Below are 13,517 nucleotides of genomic sequence, written 5' to 3'. Positions count from 1 at the left end.
GGCCGCGGAAGGGATCCGCGGCCGTCTCGAGTCTCATTTCTTCTTCGGCGGCATGAGGTCCGTGATGGTGCCCTCGAACATCTCGGCCGCGAAGTTCACCGTCTCGGACAGTGTCGGGTGCGGGTGGATGGTGTGGCCCAGGTCCACCGCGTCGGACCCCATCTCGATGGCCAGCGCCACCTCCGAGATCAGGTCGCCCGCGTTGGTGCCGACGATGGCGCCGCCGATCACCCGGTCATCCTCGGGGTCGAAGATCAGCTTGGTCATCCCCTCGGACCGGCCATTGGCCAGCGCGCGGCCGGAGGCGGCCCAGGGGAACACGCCCTTGTGGATCTTGCGACCTTCCTTCTTGGCCTGCTCCTCGGTCACGCCGCACCACGCCACCTCGGGGTCGGTATAGGCCACCGAGGGGATGATGCGGGCGTCGAAGGCGCGTTTCTCGCCGCAGACGACCTCGGCCGCGACCTTGCCCTCGTGCACCGCCTTGTGCGCCAGCATGGGCTGGCCGACCACGTCGCCGATGGCGAAGATATGATCCACGTTGGTGCGCTGCTGGTGGTCCACGTTGATGAAGCCGCGGTCGCTGACCTTCACGCCGGCCTTGTCGGCGGCGCAGGACGCGCCCAGCGGGCGACGGCCCACGGCGACCAGCATCTTGTCGAACATCTCGCTGCTCGACTCGCCCTTCTCGTCCTCGAAGGTGACCTTCAGCCCGTTCTTCTGGGCCTTCACGTCCGTGACCTTGGTCTTCAGCTTGATGGATTTCAGCCGCTTCTCCATGCGCTTGGACAAGGGCTTAACGATGTCCTTGTCGGCGCCGGGCAGGATCTGGTCCATCATCTCGACCACGGTCACCTCGGAGCCCAGGGCCTCGTAGACGGTCGCCATCTCGAACCCGATGATGCCGCCGCCGAGGACGCACATCTTCTTGGGAATGTTGGACAGTTCCAGCGCGCCGGTGCTGTCGACGATGCGTTCGTCATCGTGCGGAATGAACGGCAGCTCGACCGGGGTGGAGCCCACGGCGATGATGCACTGGTCGAAGGTCACGGTCTTCTGGCCGTCATCGGTCGACACGCTGATCGAGTTCGCGCCCGAGAATTCGCCCCAGCCGTTCACGATCTGGACCTTGCGCTGCTTCGACAGCCCCGCAAGGCCGCCGGTCAGCTGCTTGACCACGCCGTCCTTCCAGGACCGCAGGTTGTCCAGCTCGATCTCGGGACGATTGAAGGCCAGGCCGTGCGACGACATCTCCTCGGTCTCGGTGATGACCTTGGCGGCGTGCAGCAGCGCCTTCGACGGGATACAGCCCACGTTCAGGCAGACGCCGCCGATGGTGGAATAACGCTCGATCAGGATCACCGACTTGCCCAGGTCCGCGGCGCGGAAAGCGGCCGTGTAGCCGCCCGGCCCCGAGCCAAGGACGACCAGGTCGGCGTGCATGTCGCCCGACCCGGCCTTGGTGCCCGACGCGGCCTTGGGCGCGGGCGTGTCGTCCTGCTTGGGCGCCTCGGCCTTCTCGGCGGGCTTGTCGTCGCCGCCCCCGCCGCCGCCGGACCCTTCGTCGGCGCCCTCGAACACCATGATCAGGTCGCCTTCGGAAACGGTGTCACCTTCCTTGACCTTGATCTCTTTCACGACGCCGGCCTGCGGGCTCGGCACCTCCATCGTGGCCTTGTCGGATTCCAGCTCGATCAGCGGGTCCTCGGCCTCGACCTTGTCGCCCACGCTGACCAGCACGGCAACGATGGGCACATCGGTGAAATCCCCGATGTCGGGAAGTTTGATATCAGCCATGTCTCGCTTCCCTCTTTACAGCATCAACCGGCGGGGGTCCGCCATGAGATAGGCCAGGCGCGCCGCGAACTTGGCGGCCAGCGCCCCGTCGATGGCGCGGTGGTCGTAGCTGAGGCTCATGGGCAGGGTCTTCTGCGGCACGAACGTCTCGCCGTCCCAGATGGGCTTCATCCAGTACTTGGTCAGGCCCAGGATCGCGACCTCGGGCGCGTTGACGATGGGGGTGAAGCTGGTGCCGCCGATGCCGCCCAGGGACGAGATCGTGAAGGTCGCGCCCTTCATGTCGTCGCCCTTCAGCTTGCCGTCGCGCGCGGCGGCGCTGAGGCTGCCGAGCTCTTTCGAGATCTCGACGATGCCCTTCTTGTCGGCATCCTTGATGACCGGCACCATCAGCCCGTTCGGCGTGTCCGCGGCGAAGCCGATATTGTAGTAATGCTTGCGGATCAGCTTGTCGCCATCGGGGTGGAGCGAGCTGTTGAACTGCCAATGCGTCTTCAGCGCGCTGACGCTGGCCTTCACCACGAAGGACAGCAGCGTGACGCGGTAGCCCTCGTTCTTGGCCTGGGTGTCCAGCTCCTTGCGGTAATCGTCGGTGACCGAGATATCCGCGTCCTCGTTGTGGGTGACATGCGGGATGTTCAGCCACGACCGGTGCAGCGCGGGGCCCGAGATCTTCTGGATCCGGGTCATCTCGACATTCTCGACCTCGCCGAACTTCGAGAAGTCCTGCGCCGGGATCGGCGGGATGCCCATGCCCCCCTGCGCGGCCTGCCCGGCGCTGGCGCCCGACGGCGCGGCCTGGGATTTCAGCGCCTTCTCGACATCCTCGCGCAGGATGCGGCCCTTGCGGCCGGACCCGTTCACCTGCCGCAGGTCCACGTCCACCCGGCGGGCGAAGGCGCGCACGCTGGGCGAGGCGTGAAATTTCGAGCTACCGGTGTCGACCACGGTGTTGGACGACTGGGCGTTCGACGCGGGCGCGGCGCTCTGGCCCTTCTGGTCGCCGTCGCCATAGCCCTCCTGGCCACCGCCCGAGGCCTCGGCGGGCTTGTCCTTTCCGCCGCTGTCGGCCCCGGCTTTGTCGTCGTCGCCACCGGAGTCGTCACCGCCGCCGGCACCCTCTTCCTCGAGCAGAAGGATCACGGTGCCCTCGGAGGCGCTGTCGCCCTCGCTGAGCTTCATCTCGACGACCTTGCCCGCGTGCGAGCTGGGCACTTCCATGGTGGCCTTGTCGGACTCCAGCTCGATCAGCGGGTCTTCCTTCGCGACGGTATCGCCGACGCTGACCAGAACGGCCACGACGGGAACGTCATCGAAATCGCCGATATCGGGAACTTTAACTTCTGTTGCCATTGTTCTTCTGTCTCCTCGTTATCGGTCGACTTCAGGCCAGCCGCGGGTTGGGCTTGCCGCCGTCGATCTCGTATTTCTTCAACGCTTTTTCCATGTCGGCCTTGGTGACCGTGCCCTGCTTGAACAGCTCGTGCATGGCCGCCGCCGCGATGTGGTTCGCGTCGACCTCGAAGAAGCGGCGCAGGTTCACGCGGCTGTCGGACCGGCCGAACCCGTCGGTGCCCAGCACCGTGTAGGGCTGCTCGACGAAGCCGCGGATCTGTTCCGCGAAGTTCTTCATGTAGTCGGTCGCCGCCACGATCGGCCCCTTGGCGTTGGTGAGCGTCTGGGTGACATACGGCACCTTGGGCTCGGCGAAGGGGTTCAGGCGGTTGTGGCGGGCGCAGTCCTGCCCGTCGCGGGCCAGCTCGTTGAAGGACGTGGCCGACCAGATGTCGCTGGTGACGCCGAAATCCTCCTTCAGCATCTCGGCCGCCTTTATCACCTGCACCAGGATCGTGCCCGACCCCATCAGGTTCACGTGCTTCTTGCCGGGCTTGTCGGTCTTGCGGAAGCGGTAGAGCCCCTTGAGGATCCCCTCCTCGCTGCCCATGGGCATCTCGGGGTGGTGATAGTTCTCGTTCATCAGGGTGATGTAGAAGTAGACATCCTCCTGGTCCGCGAACATCCGCTTCAGGCCCGACTGCACGATGGTCGCCACCTCATAGCTGAAGGTGGGGTCGTAGCTGATGCAGTTCGGCACCGTGGAGCTCAGGATGTGGCTGTGCCCGTCCTCGTGCTGAAGACCCTCGCCGTTCAGGGTGGTCCGTCCGGCCGTGCCGCCCAGCATGAAGCCACGCGCGCGGCTGTCGCCGGCGGCCCAGGCCAGGTCGCCGATCCGCTGGAAGCCGAACATCGAGTAGTAGATGTAGAACGGGATCATCGGCACGCCGTGGGTCGAATACGACGTGGCCGCCGCGATCCAGTCGGCCATGGCACCTGCTTCGTTGATGCCTTCCTGGAGCACCTGACCTTCCAGAGCCTCCTTGTAGTAGGACATCTGGTCCCGGTCCTCGGGCGTGTAGTTCTGCCCCAGCGGGTTGTAGATGCCGACCGAGCGGAACAGACCCTCCATCCCGAAGGTGCGGGATTCGTCGGGCACGATGGGCACGACGCGTTCGCCGATCTTCTTGTCGCGCAGCAGCGTGGTCAGCACGCGCACGAAGGCCATGGTCGAGCTGAATTCGCGGTCACCGCTGTCCTTCAGCTCGCGCGAGAAAGCGTCGAGCGACGGCACCTCGAGCGACGGGCTGTCGGTGAAGCGCGCGGGAAACGGACCGCCCAGATCCTTGCGGCGGTCGGCCAGGTAGGCCTTCTGCGCGTTGTTGAGCGTGATGAACGGCGCCTTCTTGGCGTCCTCGTCGCTCAGGTCGATCTTGAAGCGGTCGCGGAAGGCCAGAAGCTGTTCCTCGTCCAGCTTCTTCTGCTGGTGGGTGGTGTTCTGCCCCTCGCCGGCCTTGCCCATGCCATAGCCCTTGACCGTCTTGATCAGCAGGCAGGTGGGGCGGTCCTTGACCTCGGTCGCGCGCTTGTAGGCGGTATAGACCTTCTGCGGGTCGTGCCCGCCGCGGCGCAGGTTCCAGATCTGTTCGTCGGTCCAGTCCTCGACCAGTTCCGCCGTCTCGGGATACTTGCCGAAGAAGTGCTCGCGGATATAGGCGCCATCCTTCGAGCGGAAGGTCTGGTAGTCGCCGTCCAGCGTCTCGTCCATGAGCTGGCGCAGCTTGCCCGAGGTATCACGCTCCAGCAGATCGTCCCAGCCACGGCCCCAGAGGGTCTTGATGACCTCCCAGCCGGCGCCGCGGAAACTGCCCTCGAGCTCCTGCACGATCTTGTGGTTGCCGCGCACCGGGCCGTCGAGCCGCTGCAGGTTGCAGTTGATGACGAAGATCAGGTTGTCCAGCTTCTCGCGCGCGGCGAGGTTGATGGCGCCAAGGCTTTCGGGTTCGTCCATCTCGCCGTCGCCGAGGAAGCACCAGACCTTGCGGTCCGCGGCATCGATCAGGCCGCGGTTGTGCATGTATTTCATGAACCGCGCCTGGTAGATCGCCATGAGCGGGCCGAGGCCCATGGAGACGGTTGGGAACTGCCAGTAATCCGGCATCAGCCAGGGGTGCGGGTAGGACGACAGCCCGTTGCCCGCGACCTCCGAGCGGAAATTGATCAGCTCGTCTTCCGAGATGCGGCCTTCCATGAAGGACCGGGCATAGATGCCGGGGATGATGTGGCCCTGGAAGAAGACGAGATCCCCGCCGTGGATGGACGACTTGGCGCGCCAGAAGTGGTTGAGCCCGATGTCGTACATGGCCGCCGAGGACGCGAAGCTGGCGATGTGACCGCCGTATTCCGACGATTCCTTGTTGCGACGCACCACGGTCGCCATGGCGTTCCAGCGGTTGATGGAGCGGATGCGCTTTTCCATCTCGGCGTCGCCGGGGATTTCCAGCAGCTCGTCGGCGGGAATGGTGTTCTGGTAGGGCGTGGTCGACGAGAAGGGCAGCTGCGCGCCGTGGGCGCGGGCCTGTGACACGGCCTTGTCCAGAAGGAAATGCGCACGGTCGGGGCCGTCGCGGGCGATGACGTCCTCGATCGCCTCCTGCCACTCCTGGGATTCTACGGGGTCGATATCCGATTGGCCGTCTTTCATAGTCTCATCCCTTCGCGTTCGTACCGTGGGAGAGATCGGGCGCTGTGGGTGGCAGGCGGCGCTATGGCAGCTTGCTCTCCCGACGCCAGGACGCCTCCCGTCGGCCTGGTAATGTCGCCTAGTGGCTAGCTAGACCTTAGTCCGGAGCAGTCCAACGCGACACCGAGGGTTTGTGCAACCCCGTCATGTCACTAGGTAAACCCGAACACCGGGCGGATGTCATCTAATTGCGCCGGTTTTTTCCGCGCGGCGCGGCGAGGCTTTTCAGCCGGCGCCATCGCGCCTATAGCCGGGCTGAGACCCGACCCTGGCGAAAGGCCGCAACATGCGCAGCGCTTCGATCACCCGTAAGACCTCCGAGACGGACATCACCGTGATGGTCGACCTCGATGGCACCGGATCCTACGACATGGAGACCGGGGTGGGCTTCTTCGACCACATGCTGGACCAGCTGGCGCGCCATTCGCTGATCGACATGAAGATCAAGGCGAGCGGGGACCTGCATATCGACGACCACCACACGGTCGAGGACGTGGGCATCGCGCTGGGCCAGGCGCTGGCCAAGGCGCTGGGCGACAAGCGCGGCATCGCGCGCTACGGCCAGTGCGCGCTGCCCATGGACGACGCGCAGGTCATGTGCGCGCTGGACCTGTCGGGCCGGGCCTGGCTGGGCTGGAACGTCGCCTTCCCGACCCAGAAGATCGGCGGTTTCGACACCGAGCTGGTGCGCGAATTCTTCCAGGCGTTCAGCACCCACGGCGGCATAACGCTGCACCTGGACATGGTGCGTGGCATCAACAGCCACCACATCGCCGAGGCCGCGTTCAAGGCCACCGCCCGCGCCCTGCGCCAGGCGGTCGAGGCCGATCCGCGCAAGGCCAATGCCGTGCCCTCGACCAAGGGCGCGCTCTGACCCCATGCTCACCGTCCTGATCGACACCGACAGCGGCAACCTGCATTCGGCCGAGAAGGCCTTCCAGCGCATGGCGCGCGAAACCGATGGCGGCCGGGTGCTGGTGTCGTCGCGACCCGAGGACGTGGCCCGCGCCGACCGCGTGGTGCTGCCGGGCGACGGCGCCTTCCCGGCCTGCCGCGCCGCGCTGGTGCGCGACCGCTCCGCCCTGCACGAGGCGCTGCTGGAAACCGTCGAAGGGCGCGGCCGCCCGTTCCTGGGCATCTGCGTGGGCATGCAGCTGATGGCGCAGCGCGGGTTCGAGTACCGCGAGACCGAGGGCCTGGGCTGGATCGACGCGGACGTCGTCGCGATCGATCCCGGCGACGCCGCGCTGAAGGTGCCGCATATGGGCTGGAACGACCTGGTCATCGACCGGCCCCACCCCGTACTGGACGGGCTGGAGACCGGCGATCACGCCTATTTCGTGCACTCCTATCACATGGCCATGCGCGACCCGGCGCAGCGGCTGGCCCACTGCGATTACGGCACCGACATTACCGCCGTGGTCGCCCATGGCACCCGGGTCGGCACGCAGTTCCACCCAGAGAAAAGCCAATCGGCCGGGCTGCGCCTGATCGCGAATTTCCTGGCCTGGACCCCCTGACCCCCGCGCGGGGCTGGTCCCCAGACCCTCAGCCGCAGCGAAAGACGTGGCGCACGGTCCTGCGTGCGGTGTCCCGCGTCGCGATATGGGTCGCACCGCCCTGCCCCCGCGCCCGGCACCTGCGCGCAGCCGCGTCCCGGCTGGCCGATCCCGGATCCGGCGTGGACAGGTAGGTGTCGACCATCACCGTGTTACCCGCCTCGGTGCCGTCACCGGACCCGCAGGCGGCAAGAATGATCAACGGCAGCAGGGCAGAACGGGCGCATCGCATGACCCCATCCTGCCCCGCGATCCCTTACGATGGGTGAACGCGACCTCAGTCCTTCAGGAACTCCAGCAGGTCGGCGTTCAGCTGCTCGGCATGCGTCGCCGTCAGGCCGTGGGGCGCGCCCTCGTATTCCTTCAGGGTGGACTGCTCGATCAGTTCGGCCGCCTGTCGAGCCGACACGTCGATGGGCACGATCTCGTCCCCCGTTCCGTGGACGATCAGCACGGGCACGTCGATCTTGCGCGCGTCCTCGCGCAGGTCCGTGGTCCCGAACGCGTCGATGCAGTCGATCGTGGCCTTGGGGCTGGCCATCATCGCCATGTTGAAGGTCCAGTCGAGCATGCCGTCGCTGACCCCGCCCGCATCGGTCCCGTTGCCGAAGAAGTTGGGAAAGAAGTCGCGCATGAACTGCGGGCGGTCTGCGCGCACGCCGTCCTTCATCCCCTGGAACGCGTCGGCCGGAACGCCCTTGGGGTTGTCTCCGGTCTTGGCCATGTATGGGACGATGGACGCGATCAGCGCGGCGCTGCGCAGGCGCGCGGTACCGTGGCGGGTCATGTAGCGGGCGACCTCGCCGCCCCCCATGGAAAAGCCCACGATGGTGACGTCGCGCAGGTCGAGCGTGCGGATGATCGACGCCAGGTCATCGGCCATGGTGTCGTAGTCGTAGCCCTTGCAGGCCTGGCCCGACCGGCCGAACCCGCGCCGGTCGTAGCTGATGACGCGGAAGCCGGCCTCGAGCAGGGCCAGTGCCTGTGCCTCCCACGCGTCAGCGTTCAGCGGCCAGCCGTGGATCAGGATGACCGGGCGGCCCGACCCCCAGTCCTTGACGTAAAGGTCGATCTTGTCGGCAGTCTGGATCATCGGCACGGGTGGCGTCCTCCTTCGCTGTGTCGCGCTTGAAGAACGACCTAGCCCCGTGCCGGGTCTCAGCCAGCCTTGCTCAGTTCGCCCGGGCCCAGGTCTGTCCGCGGCAGACCACCAGGACGCAGCCCTCGACCTTCAGCGAATTGCCCGAAAGCTGCATCTTAGAGTTGTAGGTCTTGTCGCGGTCCGGGGCCCAGATCTTGCCGCCGGTGAAGGACCCGCCGCCCTGGGGCGTCATGTCCCAGACGATGCGCCGGCCCACGTTCGGCGACTGGATCTGGCGGCCGTCGGGGCCGTAGGCCGCCGAGATCACGCCGCAATAATCGCCACCGCAGGGCGAAATCGTCACGACCGCGAAGTTGCCGTTGTCGTCGGCCTGCGTGCGCCACTGGCCGCTGACATCCTGGGCATGCGCGGCCCCGGCCAGGCCCAGCGTGGCGATGGCGGCGAGAATGGTCTTTTTCATGGTATCTCCTCCCGAAAGACTGCGCCGACGATGCGCAGCACCCGCGCGCCACGCAACACTGACGTTGGGTCTGTTGCATGCCTTCGCCGCTGCGGGCAAAAGCGCGGTGAAATCGCCACAGGAGCCCGCGCCATGATCCTCTACCCCGCCATCGACCTGAAGGACGGCGCCTGCGTAAGGCTTCTGCGCGGCGACATGGAGGCGGCGACCGTCTTCGGCGAGGATCCGGCCGCGCAGGCCCAAAGCTTCGTGGCCGCCGGTTGCGAATGGCTTCACCTCGTCGACCTGAACGGCGCGTTCGAGGGCCGGCCGGTGAACGCCGCGGCGGTCGAATCGATCCTCGCCGCCGTCGACATCCCCGCGCAGCTGGGCGGCGGCATCCGCGACATGGCGACCATCGAGGCGTGGCTCGACCGCGGCCTGGCGCGCGTGATCCTCGGGACCGTGGCGGTCGAGAACCCCGACCTTGTGCGCGAGGCGGCGCGCGCCTTCCCGGGCAAGGTCGCCGTGGGGCTCGACGCGCGCAATGGCCGCGTCGCCACGCGGGGCTGGGCGACCGAGACTGACATGCAGGTGACCGACCTGGCGAAATCCTTCGAAGACGCGGGCGTCGCCGCGATCATCTACACCGATATCGACCGTGACGGCGCCATGCAGGGGCCGAACGTGGCCGCCACTGCGGCGCTGGCGCGCGCGGTCGAGATGCCGGTCATCGCCTCGGGCGGGGTGTCGTCCATGGACGATCTTCTGGCCCTGCGCGACACGGGCGTCATCGCGGGCGCGATCTCGGGCCGCGCGCTTTACGACGGCGCGCTGGACCTGTCGCAGGCCATCGCGGCGCTGGGCTGAGGGCCCCACGCCGCGACAGGCCGGCCGGACCTATTCGGTCTCGGCCTCACCCTCTCCGGTCTCTTCCATCTGGCCGGTCTCGGCCCCGGTGTCTTCGGTTTCGGCCTCTTCTTCCTGGCAGGCGGCCAGCCCGAGGAAGGCGGCAAGCGCCATCGTGGGGATCAGGGGAATCGTGCGCAGAGTCATGGCGGCATCCTTTCCGGTCATGCGCCGCGCCGGAAATGGCGCGGTCTGACGTTCAGGTGGGGCATCGATCCCGGCGGACGAGGCCCCCGCCACGCCATCGGCACAGAGGCGCCTATTCGCCCGCCGCGGCCGACGAAAACTTGCCGAGCGCGCCTTCCATCTGCTCGAGAACCTCCAGGTCTTCCACGGCGTCCAGCTCATCGAACGTGTCGTCGACCTCCTCGTAGGCGACCCAGGTCTGACCGTCGCCATCGGAATAGACCAGGATCTTAAGCGGCAGATGCAGCCCCGCCAGCGGGTCGGCCTGCATGGCGGGCGTGCCCAGCATCGGGTTGCCGAAGATCAAAAGCTGGCTGTCGGGCAACTCCATGTCCACCGACGCCGCGCCCGCGCCGTGGTCGATGGTGGCGAACACGGTCGCCCCCGCCTCTTCCACAGCGGCGGTCAGGCGCGCCATGGCGTCCGGGACCGAGCCCTCCGCCTGCATCCGCTGGTAGTCGGCCAGGGCGGGCGTCGCGGCCAGCAGGGCCCCAAGGACCGGGATAAGTCTGCGCATGATTGCTCCTCCGGATTGCTGTATTGCCCGGAACATAGCCCGCGCCCGGCCCGTCGATCGGCCACTGGCACAAACGTGATGCCCGCGCTAGAAGCGGGCCATGCTCAAGACCCGGATCATCCCCTGTCTCGATGTCGCCGATGGCCGCGTGGTCAAGGGCGTGAACTTCGTCGACCTGCGCGACGCGGGCGACCCGGTGGACGCGGCCATCGCCTATGACGCGGCCGGCGCGGACGAGCTGTGTTTCCTCGACATCCACGCCACGCACGAGAACCGCGGCACGATGTTCGACCTGGTCACCCGGACGGCCGAGCACTGCTTCATGCCGCTGACCATCGGCGGCGGCGTGCGCACCGCCGACGACGTGCGCAACCTGCTGCTGTCGGGCGCCGACAAGGTCAGCTTCAACTCGGCCGCCGTGGCGAACCCCGACGTGGTGTCCGAAGCCGCCGACCGCTTCGGCTCGCAATGCATCGTCGTGGCCATCGACGCCAAGGCGGTGTCCGAGGACCGGTGGGAGATCTTCACCCATGGCGGCCGCCGCCCCACCGGCATCGACGCGGTGGAATTCGCCTGCACCGTTGTGGCCAAGGGCGCGGGCGAGATCCTGTTGACCTCGATGGATCGCGACGGCACGCGGGCCGGGTTCAACCTGCCCATGACCCGCGCGATCAGCGACGCGGTCTCGGTGCCGGTCATCGCCTCGGGCGGGGTGGGCACGCTCGACCACCTGGTCGAAGGGGTGACCAAGGGGGGCGCGTCGGCGGTGCTGGCCGCCTCGATCTTCCATTTCGGCGACTATTCCATCGCCGAGGCCAAGGCCCACATGGCCGCCGCCGGCATCCCCATGAGGCTGACATGAGCGCGCTGCACGATCTCGCCGCCACCATCGCCGCCCGCAAGGAGGCCGATCCCGACAGCTCGTGGACCGCGCGGCTCCTGTCGAAGGGTCCCGAGAAATGCGCCGAAAAGTTCGGCGAGGAAGCGGTCGAGGCGATCATCGAGGCCGTCAAGGGCGACCGCGACCGCCTGGCATCCGAGGCCGCCGACGCGCTCTATCACCTGCTGGTCATGTGCGCCGCCCGCGACGTGAGCTTGGCCGATATCGAGGCCGAACTCGCCCGGCGCCAGTCGCAATCCGGACTCGCCGAAAAAGCCGCGCGCTGAACGCCGGATCAGGACCGCGGCGCCAGCAACTGCCCATGTCGCAAAGCCAGGAACAACCCCGACTTCATCTTTCCCGAAACACCTCGGGGGAGTCCGCGCAGCGGACGGGGGCGGCGCCCCCGTGACCGGTCCGGCACCCTACCGCCGCTTGGACGAGATCACCCCGGTCGCGAAGCCGCCCATGCGCAACTCGCCGAACAGGCGCTGGTACTCGATCTTGGGGCAGCGGTTCATCACCACCTCGATCCCCCGCGCCCGCGCCTTCGCGGCGGCCTCTTCGTTCTGCACGCCGATCTGCATCCAGATCACGCTGAGATCGGGCATGACCTCCAGCGCCTCGTCGACGATCTCGGGCACGAATTCCGAGCGGCGGAAGACGTCGAGCATCTGCACCCCCGCGGGCAGGTCCGACAGGCTCGACAGGACCTCGCGCCCGAAGATCCGCTGCCCCGCGGCCACCGGGTTCACCGGATGCACGGTGAAGCCGCGCAAGCTCAGGTAGCGGGCCACGAAATAGCTGGGGCGCACCGGGTTGGGCGAGACGCCGAGGCAGGCGACGGTCTTCGTGCCGGTCAGGATCCGTTTTAGGTCGCTGTCATCCATGGCCGCACCTTCGACAAAAAAGCGCCCGTGGCGCAAGGCCCGGGCGCGAGTTTCGGAACGAGGGACAGTGACAGGTCACCCGAAGTTCCGGATCGGGTGCCACGGGAATAAACTTGGGAATCACCGCCTGGTTGCACCAGATCCGGTCGCGCGAGTGTGATCACCGCGCGATTCGCGTGGCATAGAGCGCCACGGCCGCCGCGTTCGACACGTTCAGCGAGCCGAAGCCTCCGGCCGCGTCGATCCGCACCAGCCCATGGCACAGCTCGCGCGTGCGTGCGCGCAGCCCGGGCCCCTCGGCCCCCATCACCAGGCCCAGCGGCCGGTCGTGATACTGCGCCGCCGCATCGGCGATTGAGGTCTCGGCCTCCCCGTCCAGCCCCAAAAGGATCACGCCGGATTTCGCCAACGCGGTCATGGTGTTGCCCAGGTTGCCCACACGCAGGTAGGGCTGGCGCTCCAACGCGCCCGACGCCGTCTTGGCCAGCGCCCCGGTTTCCGGCGCCGCGTGGCGGGCGGGTGCGATCACCGCCGTCGCCCCAAACACTTCGGCCGAGCGCAGGATGGCGCCCACGTTGTGCGGGTCGCTCACCCGGTCCAGCAGCACTAGGCGCGGCGGCCCCCCGGCCCGCGCCAGCAGATCGTCGAGCGGCCCCCAGTCCAGCGGACGCACCTCGAGCGCCGCGCCCTGGTGCACCGATCCGGGATCGAGCGGCGCGGGGAACTTGCGCGGATCCGCGATCTCGGGCGTCATTTCCGACGCGGCGATGGCGTCGGCCAGCCGGTCCTCGGCGTTGCGCGTGACCACCAGCCGCAGCTTCTGCCGCGCGGGGTTCAGCAGCGCGTCGCGCACCGCGTGCAGCCCGAAAAGCCACAGGGTGGAGCGTGCCGCGTCGCGCCGCGCCCGCTCCTTCTCGATGATGCGTTGGGGTTTCCTGGCCATGGCGCGGTGATGCGGGCCAATCGCAGCGATGACAAGAGAATTTCGTCTTGACCCTCCCGCGGCGCGGCGATACCTCGGCGCACGTTGGGCGACAGGCCGCAAGGTGTGGCAGGGGACTGTAACTCCCTCGCGGAGACGCACGCCTGGTTCGATTCCAGGGTCGCCCACCAACCTCCCCCTTACACGATCAACCGCCGCACCGAGCCTGTCCGCTTGC

General features: G+C 67.4%; 15 protein-coding genes and 1 tRNA gene. 6 read left to right on the top strand and 10 right to left on the bottom strand.

The window, feature by feature from the left end; genetic code table 11:
• Window positions 1-33: 33 nt before the first annotated feature.
• The 3 genes from lpdA to aceE are packed head-to-tail and all read right to left on the bottom strand — an operon-like array spanning window position 34 to window position 5,836.
• The gene (lpdA, locus tag BMX96_RS00070) at window positions 34-1,797 is read right to left on the bottom strand and encodes a dihydrolipoyl dehydrogenase (protein ID WP_091842854.1); all 1,764 of its coding nucleotides are present in this window, start codon (window positions 1,795-1,797) and stop codon (window positions 34-36) included.
• Between the two features lie 15 nt (window positions 1,798-1,812).
• A complete protein-coding gene (locus tag BMX96_RS00065) occupies window positions 1,813-3,150 on the bottom strand; it encodes a 2-oxo acid dehydrogenase subunit E2 (protein ID WP_091842851.1) in 1,338 nt (445 codons plus the stop codon).
• A 31-nt stretch (window positions 3,151-3,181) separates the two neighbouring features.
• Window positions 3,182-5,836, bottom strand: coding sequence for a pyruvate dehydrogenase (acetyl-transferring), homodimeric type (gene aceE / locus BMX96_RS00060; protein WP_091842849.1), 2,655 nt, complete (start codon window positions 5,834-5,836; stop codon window positions 3,182-3,184).
• A gap of 325 nt (window positions 5,837-6,161) precedes the next feature.
• Between aceE and hisB the strand changes: the two genes are divergently transcribed.
• Window positions 6,162-6,749 carry an imidazoleglycerol-phosphate dehydratase HisB gene (gene hisB / locus BMX96_RS00055; protein ID WP_091842846.1) on the top strand — a complete coding sequence of 196 codons (588 nt, stop codon included), beginning with the start codon at window positions 6,162-6,164 and terminating at the stop codon, window positions 6,747-6,749.
• 4 nt (window positions 6,750-6,753) lie between these two features.
• The gene (gene hisH, locus BMX96_RS00050) at window positions 6,754-7,395 is read left to right on the top strand and encodes an imidazole glycerol phosphate synthase subunit HisH (protein WP_091842843.1); all 642 of its coding nucleotides are present in this window, start codon (window positions 6,754-6,756) and stop codon (window positions 7,393-7,395) included.
• Window positions 7,396-7,423: 28 nt separating this feature from the next.
• On the opposite strand, the gene BMX96_RS00045 is transcribed toward hisH, so the two are convergent.
• The 3 genes from BMX96_RS00045 to BMX96_RS00035 form a co-directional block, all read right to left on the bottom strand.
• Window positions 7,424-7,666 carry a hypothetical protein gene (locus BMX96_RS00045; protein WP_091842840.1) on the bottom strand — a complete coding sequence of 81 codons (243 nt, stop codon included), beginning with the start codon at window positions 7,664-7,666 and terminating at the stop codon, window positions 7,424-7,426.
• Between the two features lie 45 nt (window positions 7,667-7,711).
• Window positions 7,712-8,527, bottom strand: coding sequence for an alpha/beta fold hydrolase (locus BMX96_RS00040; RefSeq protein WP_091842838.1), 816 nt, complete (start codon window positions 8,525-8,527; stop codon window positions 7,712-7,714).
• A 79-nt stretch (window positions 8,528-8,606) separates the two neighbouring features.
• The gene (locus tag BMX96_RS00035) at window positions 8,607-8,996 is read right to left on the bottom strand and encodes a DUF2147 domain-containing protein (RefSeq protein WP_091842835.1); all 390 of its coding nucleotides are present in this window, start codon (window positions 8,994-8,996) and stop codon (window positions 8,607-8,609) included.
• A gap of 132 nt (window positions 8,997-9,128) precedes the next feature.
• On the opposite strand from BMX96_RS00035, the gene hisA reads away from it, so the two are divergent.
• Window positions 9,129-9,845: a 1-(5-phosphoribosyl)-5-[(5-phosphoribosylamino)methylideneamino]imidazole-4-carboxamide isomerase gene (gene hisA, locus BMX96_RS00030; RefSeq protein ID WP_091842833.1), complete on the top strand. Its 717-nt coding sequence runs from the start codon at window positions 9,129-9,131 to the stop codon at window positions 9,843-9,845.
• 30 nt (window positions 9,846-9,875) lie between these two features.
• Here the strand turns inward: hisA and BMX96_RS19490 are convergent, their stop codons facing one another.
• Together BMX96_RS19490 and BMX96_RS00025 are read right to left on the bottom strand one after the other, a co-directional pair.
• Window positions 9,876-10,031 carry a hypothetical protein gene (locus BMX96_RS19490; RefSeq protein WP_175481614.1) on the bottom strand — a complete coding sequence of 52 codons (156 nt, stop codon included), beginning with the start codon at window positions 10,029-10,031 and terminating at the stop codon, window positions 9,876-9,878.
• 112 nt (window positions 10,032-10,143) lie between these two features.
• On the bottom strand, window positions 10,144-10,587 hold the full coding sequence (locus BMX96_RS00025; RefSeq protein ID WP_091842830.1) for a DUF302 domain-containing protein: 444 nt from the start codon (window positions 10,585-10,587) through the stop codon (window positions 10,144-10,146).
• A 100-nt stretch (window positions 10,588-10,687) separates the two neighbouring features.
• Here BMX96_RS00025 and hisF point away from each other — a divergent pair, with 100 nt between their 5' ends.
• Together hisF and BMX96_RS00015 are read left to right on the top strand one after the other, a co-directional pair.
• Window positions 10,688-11,449, top strand: coding sequence for an imidazole glycerol phosphate synthase subunit HisF (hisF, locus tag BMX96_RS00020; RefSeq protein WP_091842828.1), 762 nt, complete (start codon window positions 10,688-10,690; stop codon window positions 11,447-11,449).
• Window positions 11,446-11,754 (top strand): phosphoribosyl-ATP diphosphatase, encoded by a 309-nt coding sequence (locus BMX96_RS00015; RefSeq protein ID WP_091842825.1) that lies wholly within the window; start codon window positions 11,446-11,448, stop codon window positions 11,752-11,754. Before hisF ends, BMX96_RS00015 begins: the two co-directional genes overlap by 4 nt.
• Before the next feature lie 138 nt (window positions 11,755-11,892).
• Here BMX96_RS00015 and BMX96_RS00010 read toward each other — a convergent pair whose 3' ends face one another.
• Window positions 11,893-12,357: a CoA-binding protein gene (locus BMX96_RS00010; protein ID WP_091842823.1), complete on the bottom strand. Its 465-nt coding sequence runs from the start codon at window positions 12,355-12,357 to the stop codon at window positions 11,893-11,895.
• 160 nt (window positions 12,358-12,517) lie between these two features.
• Window positions 12,518-13,300, bottom strand: coding sequence for a TrmH family RNA methyltransferase (locus tag BMX96_RS00005; protein ID WP_091842820.1), 783 nt, complete (start codon window positions 13,298-13,300; stop codon window positions 12,518-12,520).
• Window positions 13,301-13,386: 86 nt separating this feature from the next.
• On the opposite strand from BMX96_RS00005, the gene BMX96_RS19485 reads away from it, so the two are divergent.
• Window positions 13,387-13,470, top strand: a tRNA-Tyr gene (locus BMX96_RS19485).
• Window positions 13,471-13,517: the final 47 nt, after the last annotated feature.

The sequence above is a fragment of the Palleronia pelagia genome, from assembly GCF_900110115.1.
In the GTDB taxonomy this organism is placed as follows: domain Bacteria; phylum Pseudomonadota; class Alphaproteobacteria; order Rhodobacterales; family Rhodobacteraceae; genus Palleronia; species Palleronia pelagia.
This window is presented reverse-complemented; position numbering and strand designations above follow the sequence as displayed.